This is a genomic window from Rubritalea marina DSM 17716 (assembly GCF_000378105.1).
GTDB lineage: Bacteria > Verrucomicrobiota > Verrucomicrobiia > Verrucomicrobiales > Akkermansiaceae > Rubritalea > Rubritalea marina.
The window spans coordinates 109,876-131,375 of sequence record NZ_KB899252.1; the positions used below are offsets into that span (position 1 = coordinate 109,876).

At 50.8% G+C, this 21,500-nt stretch carries 21 protein-coding genes; 7 read left to right on the plus strand and 14 right to left on the minus strand.

Annotated elements, in window-relative coordinates:
- Positions 1–31: 31 nt before the first annotated feature.
- From F454_RS0106265 to F454_RS15670, 7 genes are all read left to right on the plus strand, one after another.
- Positions 32–1,171, plus strand: a complete 1,140-nt coding sequence (locus tag F454_RS0106265) for an ABC transporter substrate-binding protein (protein WP_018969784.1) — start codon at positions 32–34, stop codon at positions 1,169–1,171.
- A gap of 18 nt (positions 1,172–1,189) precedes the next feature.
- A complete protein-coding gene (locus F454_RS0106270; protein WP_018969785.1) occupies positions 1,190–2,350 on the plus strand; it encodes a CaiB/BaiF CoA transferase family protein in 1,161 nt (386 codons plus the stop codon).
- A gap of 17 nt (positions 2,351–2,367) precedes the next feature.
- Complete coding sequence (locus tag F454_RS0106275; RefSeq protein WP_018969786.1) at positions 2,368–3,219, plus strand: amidohydrolase family protein; 852 nt, start codon at positions 2,368–2,370, stop codon at positions 3,217–3,219.
- Positions 3,216–3,668 (plus strand): MaoC family dehydratase, encoded by a 453-nt coding sequence (locus F454_RS0106280; protein WP_018969787.1) that lies wholly within the window; start codon positions 3,216–3,218, stop codon positions 3,666–3,668. Before F454_RS0106275 ends, F454_RS0106280 begins: the two co-directional genes overlap by 4 nt.
- A gap of 138 nt (positions 3,669–3,806) precedes the next feature.
- The gene (locus F454_RS0106285) at positions 3,807–4,487 is read left to right on the plus strand and encodes an ABC transporter ATP-binding protein (RefSeq protein ID WP_018969788.1); all 681 of its coding nucleotides are present in this window, start codon (positions 3,807–3,809) and stop codon (positions 4,485–4,487) included.
- Between the two features lie 26 nt (positions 4,488–4,513).
- Complete coding sequence (locus F454_RS15665; protein ID WP_169334336.1) at positions 4,514–6,103, plus strand: ABC transporter permease; 1,590 nt, start codon at positions 4,514–4,516, stop codon at positions 6,101–6,103.
- Entirely contained in the window at positions 6,100–6,756 is a 657-nt protein-coding gene (locus F454_RS15670; RefSeq protein WP_018969790.1) for a DUF3299 domain-containing protein, read from the plus strand. The genes F454_RS15665 and F454_RS15670 overlap by 4 nt, the downstream gene beginning before the upstream one ends.
- 52 nt (positions 6,757–6,808) lie before the next feature.
- Here F454_RS15670 and F454_RS0106300 read toward each other — a convergent pair whose 3' ends face one another.
- From F454_RS0106300 to F454_RS0106365, 14 genes are all read right to left on the minus strand, one after another.
- Positions 6,809–8,071: a dipeptidase gene (locus F454_RS0106300; RefSeq protein ID WP_018969791.1), complete on the minus strand. Its 1,263-nt coding sequence runs from the start codon at positions 8,069–8,071 to the stop codon at positions 6,809–6,811.
- Positions 8,072–8,083: 12 nt separating this feature from the next.
- Complete coding sequence (locus tag F454_RS0106305; protein ID WP_018969792.1) at positions 8,084–8,578, minus strand: hypothetical protein; 495 nt, start codon at positions 8,576–8,578, stop codon at positions 8,084–8,086.
- A gap of 23 nt (positions 8,579–8,601) precedes the next feature.
- Positions 8,602–9,813, minus strand: coding sequence for a carbohydrate porin (locus F454_RS0106310; RefSeq protein WP_018969793.1), 1,212 nt, complete (start codon positions 9,811–9,813; stop codon positions 8,602–8,604).
- 45 nt (positions 9,814–9,858) lie between these two features.
- Complete coding sequence (locus F454_RS0106315) at positions 9,859–11,409, minus strand: amidohydrolase family protein (RefSeq protein ID WP_018969794.1); 1,551 nt, start codon at positions 11,407–11,409, stop codon at positions 9,859–9,861.
- 89 nt (positions 11,410–11,498) lie between these two features.
- Positions 11,499–12,896 carry a metal-dependent hydrolase family protein gene (locus tag F454_RS0106320; protein WP_018969795.1) on the minus strand — a complete coding sequence of 466 codons (1,398 nt, stop codon included), beginning with the start codon at positions 12,894–12,896 and terminating at the stop codon, positions 11,499–11,501.
- A gap of 176 nt (positions 12,897–13,072) precedes the next feature.
- Positions 13,073–13,912, minus strand: coding sequence for a cytochrome c oxidase subunit II (locus F454_RS0106325; RefSeq protein WP_018969796.1), 840 nt, complete (start codon positions 13,910–13,912; stop codon positions 13,073–13,075).
- Between the two features lie 41 nt (positions 13,913–13,953).
- Complete coding sequence (locus tag F454_RS0106330; RefSeq protein ID WP_018969797.1) at positions 13,954–14,157, minus strand: hypothetical protein; 204 nt, start codon at positions 14,155–14,157, stop codon at positions 13,954–13,956.
- A 9-nt stretch (positions 14,158–14,166) separates the two neighbouring features.
- Positions 14,167–14,376, minus strand: a complete 210-nt coding sequence (locus F454_RS0106335; protein WP_018969798.1) for a hypothetical protein — start codon at positions 14,374–14,376, stop codon at positions 14,167–14,169.
- A gap of 31 nt (positions 14,377–14,407) precedes the next feature.
- Positions 14,408–14,758 carry a cytochrome C oxidase subunit IV family protein gene (locus F454_RS0106340; RefSeq protein ID WP_018969799.1) on the minus strand — a complete coding sequence of 117 codons (351 nt, stop codon included), beginning with the start codon at positions 14,756–14,758 and terminating at the stop codon, positions 14,408–14,410.
- A 38-nt stretch (positions 14,759–14,796) separates the two neighbouring features.
- Complete coding sequence (locus F454_RS16300; protein ID WP_018969800.1) at positions 14,797–16,458, minus strand: cytochrome c oxidase subunit 3; 1,662 nt, start codon at positions 16,456–16,458, stop codon at positions 14,797–14,799.
- Positions 16,459–16,502: 44 nt separating this feature from the next.
- Positions 16,503–18,341, minus strand: coding sequence for a cytochrome c oxidase subunit I (locus F454_RS0106350; RefSeq protein ID WP_018969801.1), 1,839 nt, complete (start codon positions 18,339–18,341; stop codon positions 16,503–16,505).
- A gap of 44 nt (positions 18,342–18,385) precedes the next feature.
- A complete protein-coding gene (locus F454_RS15675) occupies positions 18,386–19,162 on the minus strand; it encodes a c-type cytochrome (RefSeq protein WP_018969802.1) in 777 nt (258 codons plus the stop codon).
- Positions 19,163–19,217: 55 nt separating this feature from the next.
- Positions 19,218–19,982: a cytochrome c family protein gene (locus F454_RS0106360; RefSeq protein WP_018969803.1), complete on the minus strand. Its 765-nt coding sequence runs from the start codon at positions 19,980–19,982 to the stop codon at positions 19,218–19,220.
- Between the two features lie 36 nt (positions 19,983–20,018).
- Complete coding sequence (locus F454_RS0106365; RefSeq protein ID WP_018969804.1) at positions 20,019–21,479, minus strand: cbb3-type cytochrome c oxidase subunit I; 1,461 nt, start codon at positions 21,477–21,479, stop codon at positions 20,019–20,021.
- Positions 21,480–21,500: the final 21 nt, after the last annotated feature.

Below are 21,500 nucleotides of genomic sequence, written 5' to 3' on the forward strand. Positions count from 1 at the left end.
AACTCTAACCTATAGGAAACACCCAACCACTATGATCGAACTCAAAGGCATGGCATGGAACCACATGCGCGGTTTCACCTCAGTTGTAGCAACCGCACAGCGTTTCGAAGAGCTCAACCCTGACATCCGTGTCACCTGGGAGAAGCGCTCACTCCAAGCATTTGCTGACGCCTCTCTAGAAGAACTGTCAGCAGAGTACGACCTCCTCGTCATGGACCACCCACACGTGGCCTTGGCGGCGGAGGACTCCCTTCTCTTACCCTATGACAAGTACGTCTCAGCAGAATTCCTGAACGATCAAGCAGCGCATAGTGTCGGCCATTCTCACCCAAGCTATCACTTCAATGGTCAACAATGGACTCTAGCGATCGATGCCGCCACTCCCATTGCGACTTGGCGAGAAGATCTCCTGCAGAAGCACGCACTCACCGTCCCGCAGACTTGGGAAGAACTCCTGAGTATGGCGTCTACTGGAAAGGTGGGATTCGCCGCCATTCCAATTGATCTGTTGATGCACAGCTACATGTTCTGCCACGCGCACGGCAGTGCCTTGTTCCAAAATCAGGAAACCTTTGCCGAGACTGAGGCCCTCGAGCACGCCATTGAGAACCTCAAACAGCTCGTCAGTTTATGCGATCCCATTTTCCAAACGCTCAATCCAATCCAAGTGGCCGAGAAAATGTCACGCTCGGACGACACAAGCTACTGCCCATTTGGCTACGGCTACTCTAACTATTCACGAATGGGATACGCCAATCATCTTCTCAAAGCGGGCGATATCGTAAGCTACCTAGGGCAGCCTCTTTGCTCCGCGCTTGGTGGTGCTGGGCTCGGAATATCCTCCAGCACCAAGCACCCTCAAGCTTGTATGGATTACGCCGCATTCACGGCATCTCCAGCCACGCAACAAGGGGTCTTTTTCGAAGCTGGGGGCCAGCCAGGCCACCGTCAAGCGTGGGAGAGTGATCATATCAACCAACAAACCAATGACTTTTTCAAAGACACGCTGCCCGCGCTCGACCGCGCAATTCTTAGGCCTCAGTACCATGGCTACATGCACTTCCAAGATCATGCCAGCCCAGTCATCCATGACGGAATCACTGGCAAGCAAAGCGTCGCGACCACGATAGAAAAAATGAACGCTATCTTCCGCGAATCACTCAACAAATAAACCCAGATCCATCCCACCATGCGCCCACTCGAAGGACTCACCGTACTCGACTTTAGCCAGTTTCTCGCAGGACCGTCGGCAGCCATGAGGCTAGCCGATCTAGGAGCCCGCGTCATCAAAATTGAACGACCAGGCAGTGGCGACATCTGCCGGCAGCTCTACATTTCCAACCTCGAAATCGAAGGGGAAAGCACACTCTTCCACTCGATCAATCGTAACAAGCAAAGCTACGCCGCAAACCTCAAGAACGATGACGATAAGAACAAAGTACTCGATCTCATTGCCAAGGCGGATGTCTTGATCGAAAACTTCCGCCCAGGCGTGATGGAGCGATTGGGACTCGGAGTCGAGACCGTGTGCGCCGCGAATCCTCACCTCGTTTATGCCAGTGTCACTGGATATGGAGCCACGGGACCGTGGGCCTCCAAGCCCGGCCAAGACCTGCTCGCACAGTCGCTTTCAGGCCTCACCTGGCTCTCTGGGGACGCGGGAGAAAACCCCACACCCATGGGACTAGCCGTGGCTGACCTCACCGCTGGAGCTCATCTCGTTCAAGGCATTCTTGCTTGCTTAGTACGCCGCGGGGTCACAGGAAAAGGTGGCCGAGTCGAAGTCAGCCTGATGGAGTCGATCCTCGATTTGCAGTTTGAAGTGATCACGACCCATCTCAATGACGGTGGGCAGAATCCAGACCGCAGTTCCAACAATAATGCTCACGCCTACGTTGGTGCTCCCTATGGCATCTACCGCACAGCAGATGGACATCTATCCCTAGCCATGGGCAACGTGCCTCAACTTGGAGCCCTACTGAACTGCCCTGCACTCTGTGACTATAGCGACAGCAGCACGTGGTTCTCCCAACGTGATGCCATCAAGTCCATTCTCAGCGAGCATATAGCCCAGCAAAGCACCCAGTATTGGTTAGACATTCTAGAGCCCGCTGACATTTGGTGCTCTGAAGTCCTCGATTGGTCCACCCTTCGCCAAAGTGAAGGCTACAAAGCTCTGGATATGGAGCAAGTCGTTCTCTGCCCAAAGGGCACAGAGCTTCCCACGCTGCGCTGCCCGATCCGCATCGATGGCGAGATCTACAAATCCCCTGAAGGAGCACCCACCGTTGGCCAACACACCACTCAGCTCAATCAAGAATTCTCTATCCAGGAACCAACACCTCACTAATGAGCTCCACCTAATTTATGATTCCCATCATCGACACCCACCTCCACCTACTCTACCAAGAGGTCTTTTCATACGATTGGTGTGAGGGCCATCCTGTGCTCGACCACGACTTCACGATAGAGACGTATCAAAGACTCATCGAAGGGCTAGGAGTCGCAGGTAGCATCTTTATGGAAGTCGATGCTCGTACCTGCCAAATCCCCCGAGAAGCAGCCTTCTTCACCAACTTGGTGAAACAATCAGACAATCCATTACTCGGAGTAGTGGCCGCCTGCCGCCCCGAGAGCGATGATTTCCAACAAGTCTTGGAAGCAACATTGAGCCCAGCCGTGCGTGGGCTAAGGCGTGTCTTACACACCATGCCCGACGCGCTATCTCAAAGCACTCATTTCCGGGAAAATGTGCGCTCTTTAGCAGCGCGGAAGCTCAGCTTTGACGTTTGTGTTCTTCAGCGCCAGCTACCAATCGCATACGAACTCATCAAAGCCTGCCCAGACAATCAATTCATACTCGACCACTGTGGAGTACCCACTCTCACCGAAGAGGACTTCCCCCAATGGCAAGCCGAGCTTCAAAAAATGGCTCAACTCCCAAATGTTCAAGCAAAGATCTCAGGCATTATCGCCTACTGCGCGACCCCGGAACTCGCCACCCTAGAAACACTTCATCCATGGATTGAGTCCACAGTAGAAGCCTTCGGCACCGACCGAATCGTCCTCGGATCGGATTGGCCAGTATGCAACCTCACCCAAAACCTCCCGCATTGGATCAACATGCTACGAAGCTACTTCTCAGACTACAGTGAGGCTGAACAACACGCCATCTTCCACCACAACGCAACAAACACCTACAACATCCCAAACTTATGATCCAAGACATCTACTACGAAGACTACACCCTCAATGAAGAACGCAGCACCATGGGGCGTACCATCACGGAATCTGATATCGTCCTACACGCTGGCCAAAGTGGCGACTTTTTCCCCCACCACATGGATGCCGAATTCTGCAAAACTCAGGACTTTAAAGAACGCATTGCTCACGGCACCCTCATTTTCACCATCGCTGTTGGCTCCACCGCCCACTTGATCAATCCAAAAGCCATTTCATACGGCTACGACAGGCTGCGCTTCATTCGCCCAGTCTTCATCAATGACACCATCACCTCCAAGGTCACCATCTCTGAGAAGCGCGAGCACAAACGCCCCACTCACGGAGTCGTTGTAGAAAAGCTAGAAGTCTTCAACCAACACCAGGAACTCGTGATGGTCTGCGAACACCTTTTGCTCACGGAGAAGAAGCAAGCCTCTGGCTCATAGTGCGGTATGCCCCTCAGCTAATCAGCCCCGTATTTTGGCTCCACATCCCGCCTCAAGATTTTCCCTTTTAAAAAAGCACATCCTCTCTCTCCATTTTTTGCTGCACTGCGTTAGTTCGTCTGATAATTAACTAGTTCAATGGAGCATGATACTACGCAATGGGCGTTCGAATTGGAGGACATCTCCTTTGCCTGGGATCGCGATGAAGTCCTCAGCGTGGAGCGCCTGCAGCTATCTCGAGGGGAACGCTTATTCCTTGGCGGACCCAGCGGTAGCGGCAAAAGCTCGATGCTCTCGCTCCTCTCCGGAGTGGAGACACCACAGCGCGGCCAAGTGGACATCTTGGGCACACGCCTGAACTCGCTGACTAGTAGCATGCGCGATCAATTCCGTGCTGACCACATCGGCTATATCTTCCAGATGTTCAATCTCGTACCCTACCTCTCGGTGGTCGAGAACGTCTGCCTTCCCTTGAAATTTTCGAAAACCCGAGCCGCACGTGTCGACTCAGCCACTGCTGAAGCGGAGCGGCTTCTCACGCAACTCGGCATGGGCGATCACATCCAACGTAGCGTCTTTGAACTCAGTGTGGGCCAACAACAACGCGTGGCCGCAGCTCGCGCGCTCATTGGGTCACCGGAATTAATTTTGGCAGATGAGCCGACCTCCGCACTAGACAAAGAGTCAGCTCAGCAATTCATCGAATTACTATTCACCGAATGCAATAAAGCGAAAACCAGCCTCGTCCTCGTCAGCCATGATCAGGATCTCAAACAACACTTTGAGACATGTTATTTGCTAGGAGGGCAGAGCGCATGAACTCACTGCATCTCATTCTGAAAAGCATGCGCCACCGGAAAACTGGCGTACTTATCACCATCGCCTCCTTAGCACTCGGTCTGGCACTACTACTGGGCGTGGAACGTATCCGCAATGAGGCTGAAAATGGCTTCATCCAGACCCTATCTGGAACGGACCTCATCGTGGGAGCGCGCTCTGGTTCTGTCTCTCTGCTACTCAGCTCGGTCTTTCATATTGGCAATGTTAGCGACAACGTCACTTGGGAGACCTATCAAAAAATCGACGCCAACCCGCAAGTAGCCTGGACCATCCCCCTAAGCTTGGGAGACACCCACGGTGGCTACGCTGTGCTAGGAACTAGCAATGCCTACTTTGAGCATTACCGCTATGCCAATAAAGAAAACCTTACCTTCGCAGACGGCGGCGAGCTCGATGGGCTCTATTCCTGCGTGCTGGGTGCCGAGGTCGCACGCACGCTGGGCTATAGCCTAGGCACGCAAGTCGTACTATCCCATGGCTCTGGTGAAATCAGCTTTGTCGAGCATACCGAAAATCCATTCACTGTGGTCGGCATCCTCAACCCAACTGGCACTCCCGTCGACCAGACCGTGCATGTCAAGCTTGAGGGAATCGAAGCAATCCACCGCGACTTCCACCATGAGGGCGGAGACCACAGCGGCTGCAATCACCCCAGCCACCGCCAAGACAAGCAAGACCACAGCGGCTGCAACCACCCCAGCCACCGTAAAGATGAAACAACAAGCTCGATTGATGGCGCAGATTCCGACACTCACCAGCACAGCGAAGAATGCGACCATAGCGAGCACGAACACAGTGATCGTTGCTCACATGCTGAGTTAGCACACAGCGAGGAATGCGACCATAGTGAGAGTGAAGCCTGTGACCACGGTGAGGATCAGACACACCAACATGATGAGTCCTGTAAGCATGAGGCTCAGCCTCCCGCGAAGCCGACTTCCAACACGGCTAAATCCTCAGGATCCGCTGCACCCTCGGCAATGAGCTTGGACGATTTTGATCAACTCCTGGCCCCGCCGGCAGAATCCATCGATTACACGCCCACCGAAATCACAGCCTTTTTAGTGGGCATGCACCAACGCAGCGACGCACTACAACTCCAGCGCGCTATCAACCAATACAACAATGAAGCACTCACCGGAGTCATGCCTGGCATCGCACTCACAGAGCTCTGGTCTGTCGTCGCGATGGTAGAACGTGTGCTCTTCGCGATCTCCCTCTGTGTGCTGGGAATATCGTTTGCCAACATGCTCGCGCTCTTGAGTATGAGCCTGCGCGAGCGTAACCGCGAGATGGCGATCATGCGCTCCTTAGGAGCTAGACCACACCACATCTTCACCTTAATTTTGGGCGAAGCACTCGTACTCTGCACGGGAGCACTTGCACTGGGTTTTGCCTTTTTATCGATTAGCATGCTCACTCTCGCCCCCATCCTTCAAGCCCAGCTTGGGATTCAGATCTCCATCGGTTCCTTCAACACTGCAGATTTCAACCTCATACTAGGCACCTATCTAGCAGGTCTTACCATCTCTGTAGTTCCGGCTTGGAATTGCTATCGCCGCTCACTTAGCCAAGGACTCAGCACCAAACTATGAACATCATTCGCACCGCCGCCTTAAGCCTCTTCTGTTGCAGTATTGTACAGGCCGCCCCACAAGTCATCACCTGGGACGACATGAAAGGCAAATTTGACTTCGACGACCCATTCACGAAGCTAAGTCACGAACAAATTTACGATCTCGCCATGGTCGCGCGCACACGAGCCATGCTCAAGGCCAATCGAGAGGTCAGTGAAGACGTGATTGCCGAGTTCAAAGAATCTGAAAAAAGCCTCATCGCCCAAGACATCGACATCGACGGTTTACTCAACAAACGCAATGAGATTCGAGAACTGCGACAAAAGCGTGCCACCATGCCGGTGGACGAACTCGATGGCAAAGCCGTCGCGCTCTCGGGCTTTGTGTTACCTCTCGAATTTGACGGTAAAAAAGTCACTGAGTTCCTCCTCGTTCCCTGGGTAGGAGCCTGCATTCACACTCCCCCACCACCGCCGAACCAAATCGTCCACGTGACCGCCAATCAACCATTCCTCACCAAAGGAACTTTCGAAGCCGTTACCATCAGAGGGGAAATGCAATTAGAGAAAAAAGAAAGTGAGTTGTTTCTCGTCGATGGCACAGCCACGATTCACATGAGCTACTCCATGGTGGACGCCAAAGTCGAAAAATACCAAGCCTCAAAAAAATAGGAGCCGAAGACAAAAAAACCGCAGTGTCCGATGGCGCTGCGGTTTGGATGATTTAGGAATTTAAGGGATCGAATGGGTCCCCTTGGATTTCTTGCTTCAGCTTCTTGAGCGACTCAGCGCGATGCTGTGCACCTTTCTTGCGTTCGGCATCGGGGATTCCTTCCCACACATGGTGGTAGACTCGCATCTTATTCCCTCCGTAGATCTTCTGGATGTCTTCATTGGAATAGCCGCGTTTCCAGAGCTCATCTGTCACAGCGGCGAGAATTTTGGAGAGTTCCCCACAGCCATCCGCTCCCTTGTTGAAGGCATTCATCATGTAGCCGCCGTCATCATAAGCAGCCGCATTCTTCGCCACGAAATCTAGGGTTGGTTTGGTGGTAAACATATCATCCGATGCGATCCCCACATGATCCACACCCACAAGCTTCACGTAGTAGTCGATCATGTCAGCGCATTGCTTCGGGGAGATGTCGTCTGGCCAAACACCATCCATCATCCACTCGGTAAAGGTCGGTGAGACGAAACCTCCAGACTTCGCCGCAGCGAGTGCTTCTTCATCAGAAATGTTACGATAGCAACCACGCTTGGTCGCGTTCTTCTCATTTTTATAAAGCCCCGATGGAAGTGAGTGCGTGTAGACAAATGGAACCCCCGGGTGCTTCTCATTCATGTAGGCAATAATGTCCTTACATGTCTTCGGCCCGGTATGGCTGAGGTCGACAAGAATGCCGTACTTCACCAACTCATCAATGATCTGTTTGCCCCAAGCTGTGAGGCCGATTTTCGTGCCATTGTATTCAGCAAGACCACCCGACCCGGCGCGGAACACATCATTGTAAGTGAGGATCATGCTGGTGATGCCAAGCTCCTTGAGGATCGGCACCTTCTTCAAATCATTGTTGAGAATCGTCGACGTTTGCGTGTTCCAGAGCACCGCCGTCTTACCCGTTTTATGAGCATGTTCAATGTCGCGCACCGAGCGCACATAGACATACTTTCCTGGCTGCGCAGCGTAAGCTTTGCGGAACATGTAGAGCTCGTTGATGTATTGCTCCCAGGTGAAATTGGCCGCAGCGATGGTCATGTCGTGCCCCGTGATTCCGGCTGCTCTCGAGCGATTCAGGTAATCATGCACAGTCTTTTCTTCTAACCAACCAGCCCCATAGGGACTCGCGAAGAAGCCAATCACGATCGAGTCCTTTACAAATTGCTTCGCTTTGTCCGTCGCCGGCCAAGTCTTCGATTCCTCACTGGCGAGAGCGCCACACAATAACAGCCCATAGGCTGTGAATACAGACAGTATCTTTTTCATGAATCTATAGGATCAATCCGCCACCAAATCGACGAAATCGATAACCTTCTTAGTGTCTTTATCAACACGAAGCAATCGATTCCCTAACATATAAGCGCCTACTCCTTCTGAGAGTTTGAAGTTTTTCGGAAGATCAGAAGCATCGAGGAGCTTGAGCTTATCCCAGTAATCGTCATCGATCGCCCAGCCTGGCTTGACCTTGTTCTTCCAGCCTTCTGGGAGGCCTTTGCCATTGCTCACCTTCTTCTGAAGACCTGGAGGCAAGTCACTTTTGCTAGAGAATAGCTTCTGCCAATCATCGTCTCCATCGTACTTAAAGTCTTTCTTATCGATCTTGTGATCGAATTTCTTATCAAAGTCCTTCTTATCGACGCCTTTCTTGGACCAACTTTTATCAGGCTTCCCTTTACCGCCACCTTTGCCGCCTTTATCGGCGGAGCTTAAGTTTACGAGGCAAAGTGAAGCAAGTGCACAGGTCAGGACCTTATAGGATAGTGTGTATTTCATTGTATGGGGTTTGTTGGTTTTGCTTAGAATACAATACGGGCCCGCAAACCACCAAGAAGAATACTACTGTCTTGGGGATTTAATGCGGGGTTAATCAAGTATTGGATATCCGGGGTGAGGGCAATGTTCTCAGTGAGCTGATAGCGGTAAAACACCTCGACGGTGTACTGATCTTCACGCCCTGCTCCAAAAGTATTTTCATTAGGAATTCCCCAGTTAAAAGCGGCTCCTAACAGGTCATTCGACCCAGTAGATTTATAACCGACCCCAGCACTCACTGAGGTTTCAAGTAAACTCCCAGCGTCCTCAGTATAGCCAGCCTTTAAGAAAGGCATCCATAAATCATCGATCCATTTATTGGCTGAAAAATTGATTCCCCACCCTTCAGGGGTATTGCTCGCCTCTATCATATCTACATGCCAAAGCGTAAAATGAACATTATCAAAATACACGCGATCTTGAGATGTCGTCCACCCAAGCTCCACACTTTTGAAGTACTCATTTCTTGTGAAAAAATATTCAGCTGATTTCAGTGGGTCAGTAGGTCTGGCATTCAGATCTGAGACGCTACCAATGGTGTACATATGCTCATTGATCCAATAACCAGCAACAGCCCCGAAAGTAGCATCATTAGGCAAGGCAATAGATGAACCACCGGTACTAAATGCCAAATTTGTAAATGCCGTCCATGGGTTCGCTAGTCCATAAACATCCACATAATCAGTCGCGTCTAAAAAACCTAACATCAACTTGAAGCGTCCACCTCCCAAGCTTTGCTTCCAGTAGAGATTCGTTAGCCTCACTTTATCATCATTATATGGGGCGCCTAGAAAACCGACATTGCCTACCGCTAAACTATACTGAGAAGGTGTGGTATCCGTGAAACGATGCCGGTGCTCCACCTTATAAATAAGGCCTCCCGGGTTATCTCCACCTCGGTCAATCAGATCCCAGGCGCCATAAACTCGAAACACTCCACTCCCAGCCTCACTAGGACCAAAGTCATTACTTCCTGCTAGGTAAAAGAATGAGTAATCAGAGTTGATGGAGAAGCCTGTCTGCTCCTTGACTTTCTCTTTACGGTCCTTCCACCGCTCTAGTAAATCTTGGCTGGTATGAGACCCTTCTATAGCATCCGCTTGAACTTGTTTCTCCACTGAGCTAGGCCCAGAAAACCCACTGGAGTCGCCATAAACAAAAGTACATGTCAGCAAAAATATTGTGAATGGTTTCATAAATTTGTTTAAGCTGTGGGCTAGAATAATGTGCCCATTTTCATGCTACTTGCTCACCTCTCTCCTGACAGCTCTCCCGCTGTCAGCCTCTAACACTAGGGAACCACCTCGTAGCACGAACTCTCCATTGACTAATACAGCAGAAACACCCACCGCTACTTGGTTCGCATTCTCGTGGGTCGCTCGGTCCGAGATTTTTGCTGGATCAAACACGACAATGTCCGCATCCATCCCTACTTGTACTCGGCCTTTTTTCTTCATCTGTGGCACAAATTCTTCCAGTACTTGCGCTGGCATCAATGTCATTTTCTTGATTGCTTCTGACAGCCCTAACAATTTACGTTCACGTACATAAGAGCGTAGTATTTTTGCAAAAGTCCCACTTGATCTTGGATGACTGAACACCTTATCGGGCAGTGGCCATTGCTCCCCAGCGTAGGTTTTAACATCCCCATTCTCGTCAAAATAGGACCAGAAGACAGAATCAGACGCAATCATCACATCTGGGTGCGTGATCGAGGCATCCAACAAGGCTAAATCCTCCGGCTTATCTTCATCAAGAAAGTGCCACGTGATCATTGTTCCAGGTTTATCCTTTTGATAACTACTGAGCTCTTCTTCCGTCATGCGCTTTTTACCTAATTGGAAATTATTAGCTGATGAATGCATTCTTTCACGCCAATCTGAACCACTAAACATCGCTGCCCCTACAACCGTATTTGCAGCACCATAAGGATAGGCCTCCACAGTCACTTTTATCCCCTTCTTACGCGCTTTATCGACCAAGTCGAGTGTGGCATGGATATCAGTCAATGAAGTACTGTTAATGTGACACAGATGCATATGAGCCCCGGTCAGAGCAGAATTCGCTATCAGTTCTTTGACAGCCTCAAACGAGCCTTGTGGCTCTATAATACTGGCATAGCGAACATGAGTAAAAGTTCCGACACCGTATTTTGCAGCCAACTCAGCCAAGGCAAAATATTCCTTCTGCCCATAACCCGGCGCATACCCAGCATTGATTCCTATACCTAGAGCTCCCTCCTTTAATCCTTGTTCTACAGAACCTAAAATCTCGCCTAACAAAAGTGGTTCTGCCACATCTAGCTTCCAATCAGTTGCTCCCTGAGCTGCTTGAAAGTACTCTAGTGTAGGCTCCGCCTTCTTTCCTGAAAAATTCTCGATTCTACTGTATGTCCAGCCTGCAGATGCTCCGTAATTGAGCGGTGTCTGCTGCGCCTCCATTATGTCATACCAAGGAGCGATAGGCAGCACACCTGACTCTAACTCTAAAATAGTGGTCACTCCCTGCATCGCCTGCATTCGCATGTCTCCAAGATTCATCCCATGGGCATGAATATCAATGAAGCCAGGCGCAACAACCATCCCTGACACATCAAGCGACTGAGCGCCTTCTATAACCTCCTCGCTAATCGCTACAATCTTCCCGTCATCTATTGCTACATGGCGCACCGCGTCTAACTTAGTTTCCGGGTCTATGACACGACCATTCAACAAAACGAGATCATACTTTTCAGCGAAAAGCGCCCCACTCATGATCACGAACAAAAAGGCAGAGAAGATACGTGCATTCATAACTAACAAGCATATATCACATTCCCACTGCTACAACCAGCTTAAGATGCTCACACAAAATCATTTAAATATAATAGGTAACACCCTTTTTAGAGCGTGTTCTTATACAGCACTCCGTCCTTCATGATGAGGTTCAGCGTCTCAATCGGCTTGTACTCCTCAGGGGCGTCGAACCACTTATCGGTACCGCCAATCACGGTGATGTCCTCCAGTGGATTACCATCCACCAATAAAAGATCTGCATAGGCGCCGGCTTCTATCACTCCCTGCTTTCCAGCTTGGTAAGGATTACGTGGACCAGAAAGAGCAAGTAGCTCACCTGCCACAGAAGTCATCTGCTTGAGCACTTCATAGTTACTGTCGAAACACTGGGTGCGCCACCAGATTTCATAACGGCGCGCACGCTCAGCATCGGGGAATGTTCCCACATAATCAGAAGCGAAAACGACATTCACCTTATGCTTGATCAGCTGCCTGCCCACATCTTTATATTGCTTCGCAAGCTCATTGATCATTGGAAGCTTGCTCGCCGGCATCAACGGATTGCGTGCGAGATCTGGGGAAACGCCCCACATCTGTGGCACCACAAAACCGCCTTCTTTGGCAATGCGCTGCATCGTCTCTTCATTGATGAAAAATGCGTGCTCAAAAGATTTCACACCGGCATCTAACAAGCGGTTCACCGAGCGATCATTAAAAACGTGTGCACCCACATAAGTTCCCCAGTCTTTCGTCGTTTCAACAATCGCTTTCAACTCGGAAACCGAATACTGAGTCGTGTCAATCGGGTCAAAACGCGAAGAACCGCCACCACCAGCCATCACCTTAATCTGTGAGGCTCCATTACGTAAGTTGAGACGTGTCGCCGCCAGCACCTCTGGTACCCCATTCGCCACATTACCTATCCCCATGCGCTCGAAGTTAGAAAGGTCACCCGCGTCTTTGATAGAAAATCCAGCATCCGCCCTATCACGGAAGTCACCGTGACCCGATGTCTGGGAAATGAAACCACCTGATGGATAGAGACGTGGACCTTTCACGAAACCTTGGTCGATACTACGCTGTAGACCGAAGGCTGGACCTCCCATGTCTCTCACAGCCGTGAAACCATCCATCAAGAAACGCTCAGCCACACGCGTGGAACGGATAGAAATATCCACCATGTCCATGTTCTTCTCTACGACATCAAAGTTGTCATTGATCATCACGTGGGCATGGCCGTCGATAAGACCCGGCATAAGCGTGCGACCCTTTCCATCGATCACAGTGGCACCCGCTGGTGCTTTGACGTCTTTGCCGACCGACTTGATCAGATTGTTTTCGATGAGAACCGCCGAACCCATATTGAGTTTATCTGACTTCCCGTCAAAAATATTAACGTTCTTGATGAGTGTGTAGGAGGCCTTCGCTTCTTCAGCGGTCGCATAGCCACTAAGCAGAGCCCCAGCAGCTACAGCCAGGGAGGTGAGTTTATGTTTTAGTTTCATTAATTGGAGTTTTGCTAACGGTTAGAAATCTAGATTGATTCGAATGCACATCAGTATAGAGCCTGAAGCCGGTTGAGTCACTGACTAAACATTCTCATTTACTGCCAAAGTGCCGAACGCAAAAAAGCCGTGGCTCTATGAGCTACGGCTTTGGGAAATACTATAGGAAAGCTGGCCTAGTGCGCTGCAGCAGTTGCTTGCGCCTGGCGAGCTTCGAATGCCTTTTTGTTTTCTTCGTAGGCACTGGAAGAGAGGTCAGATGCCCACTTGTTGTAGGATTTCTCTGACTCCACGATCATGGTACCTACCATGTCAGCGTGACCTTCACCACAGAGCTGCCCGCAGATCACTGATGTTTCAAGCTCACGGATTGGAGTGAACCACATCGGGATATCCTTACCTGGAATGGCATCGGACTGGACGCGCATTGGCACGATAGAGAAGTTGTGAATCACATCTGTGGATGTGAGCTGCACGATAGCAGGACGGCCAACAGGAAGCTTGAGTGTGGATGTCACGAAGTCATCAAAGCCGTTCGGGTCATCTGGGTAGATACATGCGTCACCTTGGGTACTTACGAGGTCGCGGTCAATGTAACCGAACTTACCATCATTGCCTGCGTAGTGGAATTTCCAACCAAATTGGTAGCCGATTGCACGCACGCGGACTGGGTTTTCTTTGAGCACTTCATCGTAGCGATCAACTCGCTCAGCCCAGAGTGGCAGAGCAAAACCGAGCAAGAGCACTGCCTCGATAATAATCACGCCAACTTCGAGGTGCGTCGAAGCATGACTGGTGACACCATGGTAGGATGCCTTTGGGTTCTTCTTCTGCGTGAAACGGAACAAGCAGTAGAAGAAAAAGAGGGTCCACCCGATAAAGAGAGCGATCATGAACCAGTTGATCACGTCCATCGTGTGGCCAACTGAGTCGCCATGAAGCGAGTAGTTCTTGGGAAGACCAAGCCATTCGGATGGTGAGAAAAGTGATGCGATTGTGGAGTTGCTTGAGATCATTGGACTAGAGCAAATGAGTTGAATGAAAGGTGAGAAGTGGATTAGGAATCAAGGGTATCAGCGTACTGAGGGTCGAAGTGTTGCTTCTGACGACGTGCGATACGGAAGATCATCACACCAATGGTCGTTATGATTGGCAGCACAATGCAGAGCATGAAAAGGATTGCCATGCCGGCAGCATCTTTTCCTACATGCTCAAATGCTTTGGCACATGTCAAACAAGCGATAGTGGTGAACGAGCTCATGGTATGATTCTATGCGTTAGAATAGAGTGATTTGGCTTTGGAGATAAAATAAGCGCCGTAGATAGGTGCGAGGATTGCTGTGGCTACACAGATCCATGCCACGGGTTGCCAGAACTTCGCATCTTGCTGCATGCCGAAGAAGAAGCCCCAAGCGGCAAATGCTGCAAAGAAGAGTGTGACTAGGGAAATGAAGACGATGTGGAATCCGCGGAGTGACATAGGTTTATCTCGTGAGTGGTTGATGGATCAATTACTGACCAGGCTTCGCAGGGAGCATCCCATCAAAGATGATTGGATCACCGAATGCCCATCCGAATAGGCCAATGAGGATTGCAGCGAATGCAAGGGAACCGAAGAAGATCCAGTAGATCGCTTTCTTTTCGTGGTTCAAGTGCATGAAGACGTAGCCCACACAGCACATTTTGAAGGTAGCAATCGCGAGACCGAGGACCAAATCGTATGTATCGAAACCGTGCCCACCAATGTCGAGTGACTCAACAGTGGCAACAAGTACGGTAAGAACGGTACCTACGAACAACACGCCAGCAATCGTGAAATAGAGCTTGAAGTGTGACTTAATTTCTTCAGGAGTATCTGCCATATTCTTGAGTAGTTATAGGTGAATATTCTTAGGTAAAATTACATGAGGTAGAAGACTGGGAATACGAGGATCCATACCAAGTCAACAAAGTGCCAGAAAAGGCCGCCTACTTCAACACGGTTTGCAAGCCACTCCGGGTTGGAGTTGTACATCTTGCGACCGAAGAAGAGATAGTAACCGAGGACGATAGCGCCGCCAATCACGTGAAGGCCGTGGAGACCAGTGATGGTGAAGTAGATCGCGTAGTAGTTATTCATCTTCGGAGAGAACACAGAATCAAAGCGTACTTTTTCACGCGGTACTTCCACTTCTTTCGGGAAGGTGGCCTTGTGCTCCTTTGTCATGCCTGTGATGTCATAGATCATGGATGGTTGGTGGTCATCCTTCACTTGCATCCAGTTCTCTTCGGTAATGTTGTAATCTAGCTGAGCGTAGGCATACATCTGATGCCACGTGACGCGGTAGAGATCGATTTCTGTAGGCTTACGGCCTTCACCAGTGAGGGCATCTTTACGGCCTTCGAGGTGCTTTGCAAGATGCTTGCGCCATTCTTTGTGGGTCTTCCAGATCTTACGAATCTTATCACCACCTTCACCTTCGAGGGCTAGGATCGGGGACTGTTCGATGAGATCGTCTGCATGCAGGCCCTTTGCTTCTGCCTTCATCACCAAGTGACGGAAGTCGAGAGCATCAACGTAGCGGTAGTGGAAATTAGAATCACCAGCAGTACCGGTAACCACGGTGCCATCGAGTAGGCTGAGGTTGGTAGAATCGCCTTCCTTAGCGTCAGAGGTTCGGCCCCAGCCGGAGTTGAACTTGAGTTCAGCACCATCGGCGTCGAACACCATGTTACCATTAGCGAGTAAGAACTCGTTGTTGTTTTCTGCCTTCTTGACGAGTGCGGTGTGCACTTCAGCCACGGTGTTCTTGACCTTGGAATCGAAGTCCTTAAGCCCAACGAGTTCATTGTGCTTGTTCGGATCGCGAGCGATGACCCAGGCATCTTTGAGAAGCTGTGTGCGAAGCTCTTGGTTGTGCGTACGAGCCTTGATGAAGTGCTGCTTAGCTTCTGCAATCACCTCTGGAGTGAGTGCTGTGCCAGCTTCAAACAAAACCTTTTCATTGAACGTATTGCCGGAGATCTCGCGGATCACATAATCACGCTTCAGGCTAAGCTTGTCCCCAGCCTGAGCAATGATAGAGGCAAGGTAGTTCGCGGTGGTGCTGTCTACAGAAAAGTTGACTTCCTTGGCTGCTACCACATAGGCATTGCCGTGGGTGCTGTCGCCCTCATCGTAGTGAAGGTGACCTTCTACCCAGCCGTAGTCTTCGGTCTGAGTGGCGTGGTGGTGGAACTTGCCTGCGTACTCCTTGGCCTTGAACACCATGAATACTGCAGCACAGATGATCGTGATTGCCATGTTGGCAACGAACATGTTCCAATTGCGAAGCTTGAGGCCTGCCCATGCGAACACCACAGTCACTGAAGATAGAATCAGGATGAAGGTGTTGATCAGACCTGGAAGTACTGGAAGAGTACGCTCCGGCCATGGGTAGTCTGCGTAGATACGCAAGAAGATGTAGGAGGAGAACAAGCCACCGAAGAGCATCACCTCAGAGGCGAGGAACAACCAGATTGCGATCTTGGAGTTGTTCAGACCGGTGTCCTTGCGGGCGTTGACGATATAAGGAATTTCCATTTGAAGGTATTCAGTTCGTAGTTATTAGTATCGTTGCCTCGTCGTTACTTAGCATCGTTGTTCTCTGATGATTCAGCTTTCTTAGCAGGCTCAATCCATTGCGGGTAGAAGTCTTCTTCGCGGTCAGGGCGGCTGTATTCGTATGGGCCGCGGTACACTGCTGGCTCGGTGGTGAAGTTGCCGTGTCCTGGAGGCGTAGGAGTCGCCCACTCTAGGGTGGTTGCGTCCCATGGGTTGTCATTTGCAACTTCCTTACCGGCGAACCATGAAGTGAAGAGGTTGATGATGAATGGGAGCTGAGCAGCTGCGAGGACGAATACTGCTACAGACATCACAGAGTTGAGCCCAATGTTGTCACGTACGATTTGACCGAAAACGTTCGCTGAATCAGCATCTACGACATAGGCGTCACCACCATTGTACCAGCGGCGGTGGAAACCAGCCATCCCCTGCATGAGCATTGGGAAGAATACAAAGTTGATTGCCACCAATGATGGCCAGAAGTGAAGGTGCCCAAGGAACACATTCATGTGACGACCGAACATCTTAGGGTACCAATAGTAGATACCTGCGAAGAGGCCGAAGAGGATACCTGGTGCAACCACATAGTGGAAGTGGCCAATCACATAGTAAGTGTCGTGAAGGTGAAGACCTACCAAGTTGAACGCGAGCGGTAAACCAGTGAGGCCACCGATACCGAACATTGGAAGGAAGGCACAGGCCCAGATCATTGGCATCGTGAAGCGGATGGAACCACCCCAAAGTGAAATCAACAGCGAGGTGATCAAGATCACAGACGGCACGGAAATCATCACCGTGGTAACCTGGAAGAAGGTGGAGATCGAGGAGCTCATGCCAGTGATGTACATGTGGTGAGCCCATACGATGAAGGAAAGGAAGCCAAGGACCATGACAGCGAAGACCATCGACTTGTAGCCCCAGAGTGGCTTACGTGTGTTTGCTGGGATAATTTCAGCCACACAAGCAATCGCTGGGAGAAGAAGAACGTACACCTCTGGGTGACCAAGGAACCAGAACAAGTGCTGGAACAAGAGTGGTGAACCACCACCAGCTTGTTCGACCACACCAGTCGCTGAGGTGTAGAGACCAGATGGCTGGAAGAATGATGAGCCAAAGAAGCGGTCAACCACCTGCATGATACCAGCCACTTCGAGTGGTGGGAATGCGAGCAGAAGAAGGAATGCGGTGACGAGCATCGCCCATACCAGGAATGGCATACGTAGCCATGTGAGACCCTTGGCACGTAGGTTGATGATCGTCGTGATCACGTTCACCGAGCCTAGTAGCGATGATGAGATTAGCATCACGAGACCGAGAAGCCACTGAGTCTGACCAGTGAAGAACTGGTGGGGGTGCTGGGAATCAGCAATTGAGGAAAGTGGTGGGTAGTTTGTCCAACCAGACTTTGCAGCACCAGACTCGAGGAAGAATGATCCACACATCATGAGACCACCGACAAGGTAGAGCCAGTATGACATCATGTTGAGTTTCGGGAATGCCATATCTGGCGCGCCGATCTGGAGTGGTGTCACGTAGTTACCAAAGGCACCAAAGCCAAGTGGCACAACACCGAGGAAAACCATGATGGTTCCGTGCATGGCACCGAACATGTTGTAGGTCTCGCCAGTCACCTTACCGTCAGTGAGCCAGCGCCCTTTCCAAGTGTCGGTGAACACCCAGCTCATCCACTCTGGGAGTGGTTCGTTAGGATACGCGATGCTCCAGCGCATCACCATCATAAGGAAGAAACCGAGTAGCAAGAACAGCAAAGCCGTCAAGCCGTATTGGATCCCAATGATCTTGTGATCTTGGGAGAAGATGTATTTCTGTACGAAACCTGGGTTGTGATCGTGGTCACTCATAATCTTAGCCGTGTGAAAGGTTGGTGTGAGGTCTGGTAGCTGAATTAGTTGTTTGCGTCAACGACTTCTCCAGTCTTTAGGTTGAGCATTGTTTCGGATGGAAGGTCAGCAGCCTCGAACTTGTGCGCGAGGTACTTTTCTAGATCGCTGGCAGTCATTGGCTTCTTGCCAAATTCTTTACTAATCGCGCGGATTTCAGCAATTTGGTCGAGCGAGTAAATCTGGCCAACTTTATTACCAAAGCTATTCTGAATGTAGTAAATCAGGGCAGCAACATCGAAGTCGCTCCAGCCATCAGCCATTGCAGGCATCGCACCATTGTAGGTGGCACCCGCTACTTTGATCTGTCCGTTGAGGCCGTGGATGATGGTAAGCGCAGGAACCACGCCAGAGCCTTCTACCCACTCAGAGCCTGCAAGTGGCGGAAACACCGCACCATTACCTGCACCACCTGGACCGTGACATGATGCACAGTTCTTGTAGAGAGCCGCACCTTTCTTCATGTAGGCGTCTGCGGCTAGTGCCATTGGAATCGCAGCCTTGCCATCATCAAACTGTGCACGCACGTAGTTTGGTTTCACAGATTGCTCATAGTTGAAGAAGGAATCGGATGAGAAGAGCACACCGCCGCCAATGACAGCGACAATGAAGCCAGCAATCATGATCCAAGTGGAAACTGGCTCGAGACCATTCTCGCGGAGCTGCTGTTCACGTGAAACCGCAGCAGCATTACGAGTAACCTCTTCATGCGCTTTGGCGACGTTTGTTGATTCTTCGAGATCCGGCTTTGTTGGATCTACAGGTGTTTGATCAGATGACATCGGAATGTAACGGGTAGTTATTGAAATGGATGAACAAAAGTGGGAGTCGGCAGCATTACTTGCCAGTAGCTTTCTTCTTGTTGCGTGAGTAGTTCATGGAGAATGGCACTTCGCCATCACGCTTGAGACCGAGGAGGTATGAGGCGAGGCGCTGAGCTTCTGCACCAGGCACCAGCTCGAGTTCGCTGCTCGGATCGATCATCAGAGCATTCGGTTGCTCCTGGCCCTTGACCGCACTCTTCTTGAAGAAGCACTTGTTCGATGGGCAGATGGACTTGGTATTGTCGGCACGGGGATTGTAGAGGTGTTGGTACACAGCCATCTCTGGGTTAAACTTTTGAGCAACACTGAGCTCTTCAACCTTCACGCCGAGCGCTTCAGCGGTCTTGGCATTTTCTTCAGCAGTTCTGATCTCCATACGGCGACCATAGTTACTAAGGTCTGGCCCCATGCGGGTCTCACCGATCCAAGCGAATGGCTCTTTGTCATAGTCCCAGAGGTTTGACTCACGACGCGTGTCACCGAGGTTAGGATCTTTGGCAATACCCGCGAGAGCCGGGCGGCCAAGGTCGTTACCTGCGTAGGTTGGGCGGGCAAGCTGGCTGTGGCACTGAGCACAACCTTCTGCACCGTAGACAGCAGAACCGTCAGTCACACGACCAGACTTCACTGGTGTGTAGGCACCAGACTTGCCGTCTGCAACGTCGTCGTATTGAGGGATCTCCACCGCACGCATTTTTGCGAATGGTACAGCAACCACCACGAGCCATGGGAATGCAAAGCTAGCAATGAGGCCGATAAAGAATGTTTTAACAGTCATGATTGTAGATAAATCGTTGGTAAGTTACGAGGTGGATTAAGCTGGTGGCAGAGTTGGTTCATGGTGCTCAAGCAGCGTTGGGTGGCTACTGCGGCGACCGAGGCGGAGCCACATCATGAGCAAGTGGAAGCAGAAGAATACATTCGCAAGTGCTACGAAGATCCAACCGACAGTGATGCCAACGGTGTACGCTAGCAGACGATCTTCAGATGCCTCGCCTGGTACGTCGAGAGCTTCAAGTGAGTAGCCGTGCATGAAAGCTCCGAGGATTCCACAGAAGAGACCGATGAATACCACACCGTAGAGTGACATCCAGAAGTGTGAGCGAATCAAACCTCCAGCAATCCATTCACGATTGGTAACACGTGGCACGATGAAGTAAATCGCACCGAACATGCACATAGAGAAGAATCCATAGAGTGCGAGAATCTCGTAACCATAAGTGCCGCCGAAAGCAAACTGGGTGTACTTGAGCGCATCTGGGTGAGAAAGGATGCCGCCAACTACTGCAGTGGCGATGAGGCCAATGATACCTGCCACGGTGAAGCGCAGGGATGGTGAATGGGCCACAGTCTCAGACTTCCCTGTGGTGGTTCTGAGAACATTCACACCCACACAGATTGCTGGGATGATGAAGAGGATCGAAGCCGCAGCACCAGCGTACTGGAGGAATACTGGGATGGGAGCACCCATCACCTTCTGCATCCCAGCCCATGGGCCGATGATTGCGAGAGCCCAGAAGCCCAGAAGCGCTAGTTTGTATGAGTAGACCGGTCGACCAGTCACCTTTGGTGCGATATAGTATGCGGATGCAATCGCAACCGGCGTGAAGAAGAGGAAGAACATGGCGGAGCGGAACCAGGCATTGATCCCTGCAGCCATCACCCCATTGCCAGCATCTGCGAAGCTATTCACAAAGACGTTGCCGGAGAGGAATACCCATGGGAACCAGAACAGCGCTGCCATGAGATACCACTGAGAGATGTAGACGTGACCACCGCGACGCACGCGGAATGCAATCACAGACCAGATGCCAATCGCGAAGTAACATACGATGAGCAGCGGCCATACCCAATCAGGGAAATACATCCAAGGCTTGCCAGTACCGCCGCCGAGGAGAATACCAATGGAGCCAAGAGAAATTACGAAATTCCATGCGTGGCCGATGCTGAGGATCACACCTGATTTTTTGCTTTCCTGGCGGGAAAGACGCGCCATCAGCCAGATGATGGTGCCGAAGGCTGCCTGTGCAGCCCATCCGTAGATGAAGGTTGCCATGTGCGCGCTGAACACACGACCGTAATTGAAGATGCCACAATCACCAAGGAATCCTGGTGAGTGAGACTTGGCAGATGCCACCATTCCGAGAATGAGTGACAAAGCGAGCCAGGCTGCTCCACTGGTGAAGAAGAACATGACTGGGTGACGTAGCGAGCGGTCAATGGACGCACGCAGCACCTTGTCTTCTACTTGTTGGCTTGTGATGTCTGAGGCCATAAATCTAATGTCTTAAGAATT

Bases quoted from the DNA above. Each gene is read 5' to 3' on its own strand.
- F454_RS0106340 (WP_018969799.1), bottom strand. From the start codon at position 14,758: ATGGCAGATACTCCTGAAGAAATTAAGTCACACTTCAAGCTCTATTTC.
- F454_RS0106280 (WP_018969787.1), top strand. From the start codon at position 3,216: ATGATCCAAGACATCTACTACGAAGACTACACCCTCAATGAAGAACGC.
- F454_RS0106320 (WP_018969795.1), bottom strand. From the start codon at position 12,896: ATGAAACTAAAACATAAACTCACCTCCCTGGCTGTAGCTGCTGGGGCT.
- F454_RS0106330 (WP_018969797.1), bottom strand. From the start codon at position 14,157: ATGAGCTCGTTCACCACTATCGCTTGTTTGACATGTGCCAAAGCATTT.
- F454_RS0106315 (WP_018969794.1), bottom strand. From the start codon at position 11,409: ATGAATGCACGTATCTTCTCTGCCTTTTTGTTCGTGATCATGAGTGGG.
- F454_RS0106275 (WP_018969786.1), top strand. From the start codon at position 2,368: ATGATTCCCATCATCGACACCCACCTCCACCTACTCTACCAAGAGGTC.
- F454_RS15665 (WP_169334336.1), top strand. From the start codon at position 4,514: ATGCGCCACCGGAAAACTGGCGTACTTATCACCATCGCCTCCTTAGCA.
- F454_RS0106365 (WP_018969804.1), bottom strand. From the start codon at position 21,479: ATGGCCTCAGACATCACAAGCCAACAAGTAGAAGACAAGGTGCTGCGT.
- F454_RS0106325 (WP_018969796.1), bottom strand. From the start codon at position 13,912: ATGATCTCAAGCAACTCCACAATCGCATCACTTTTCTCACCATCCGAA.
- F454_RS16300 (WP_018969800.1), bottom strand. From the start codon at position 16,458: ATGGAAATTCCTTATATCGTCAACGCCCGCAAGGACACCGGTCTGAAC.
- F454_RS0106360 (WP_018969803.1), bottom strand. From the start codon at position 19,982: ATGACTGTTAAAACATTCTTTATCGGCCTCATTGCTAGCTTTGCATTC.
- F454_RS0106300 (WP_018969791.1), bottom strand. From the start codon at position 8,071: ATGAAAAAGATACTGTCTGTATTCACAGCCTATGGGCTGTTATTGTGT.
- F454_RS0106335 (WP_018969798.1), bottom strand. From the start codon at position 14,376: ATGTCACTCCGCGGATTCCACATCGTCTTCATTTCCCTAGTCACACTC.
- F454_RS0106270 (WP_018969785.1), top strand. From the start codon at position 1,190: ATGCGCCCACTCGAAGGACTCACCGTACTCGACTTTAGCCAGTTTCTC.
- F454_RS0106310 (WP_018969793.1), bottom strand. From the start codon at position 9,813: ATGAAACCATTCACAATATTTTTGCTGACATGTACTTTTGTTTATGGC.
- F454_RS15670 (WP_018969790.1), top strand. From the start codon at position 6,100: ATGAACATCATTCGCACCGCCGCCTTAAGCCTCTTCTGTTGCAGTATT.
- F454_RS0106305 (WP_018969792.1), bottom strand. From the start codon at position 8,578: ATGAAATACACACTATCCTATAAGGTCCTGACCTGTGCACTTGCTTCA.
- F454_RS0106265 (WP_018969784.1), top strand. From the start codon at position 32: ATGATCGAACTCAAAGGCATGGCATGGAACCACATGCGCGGTTTCACC.
- F454_RS0106285 (WP_018969788.1), top strand. From the start codon at position 3,807: ATGGAGCATGATACTACGCAATGGGCGTTCGAATTGGAGGACATCTCC.
- F454_RS0106350 (WP_018969801.1), bottom strand. From the start codon at position 18,341: ATGAGTGACCACGATCACAACCCAGGTTTCGTACAGAAATACATCTTC.
- F454_RS15675 (WP_018969802.1), bottom strand. From the start codon at position 19,162: ATGTCATCTGATCAAACACCTGTAGATCCAACAAAGCCGGATCTCGAA.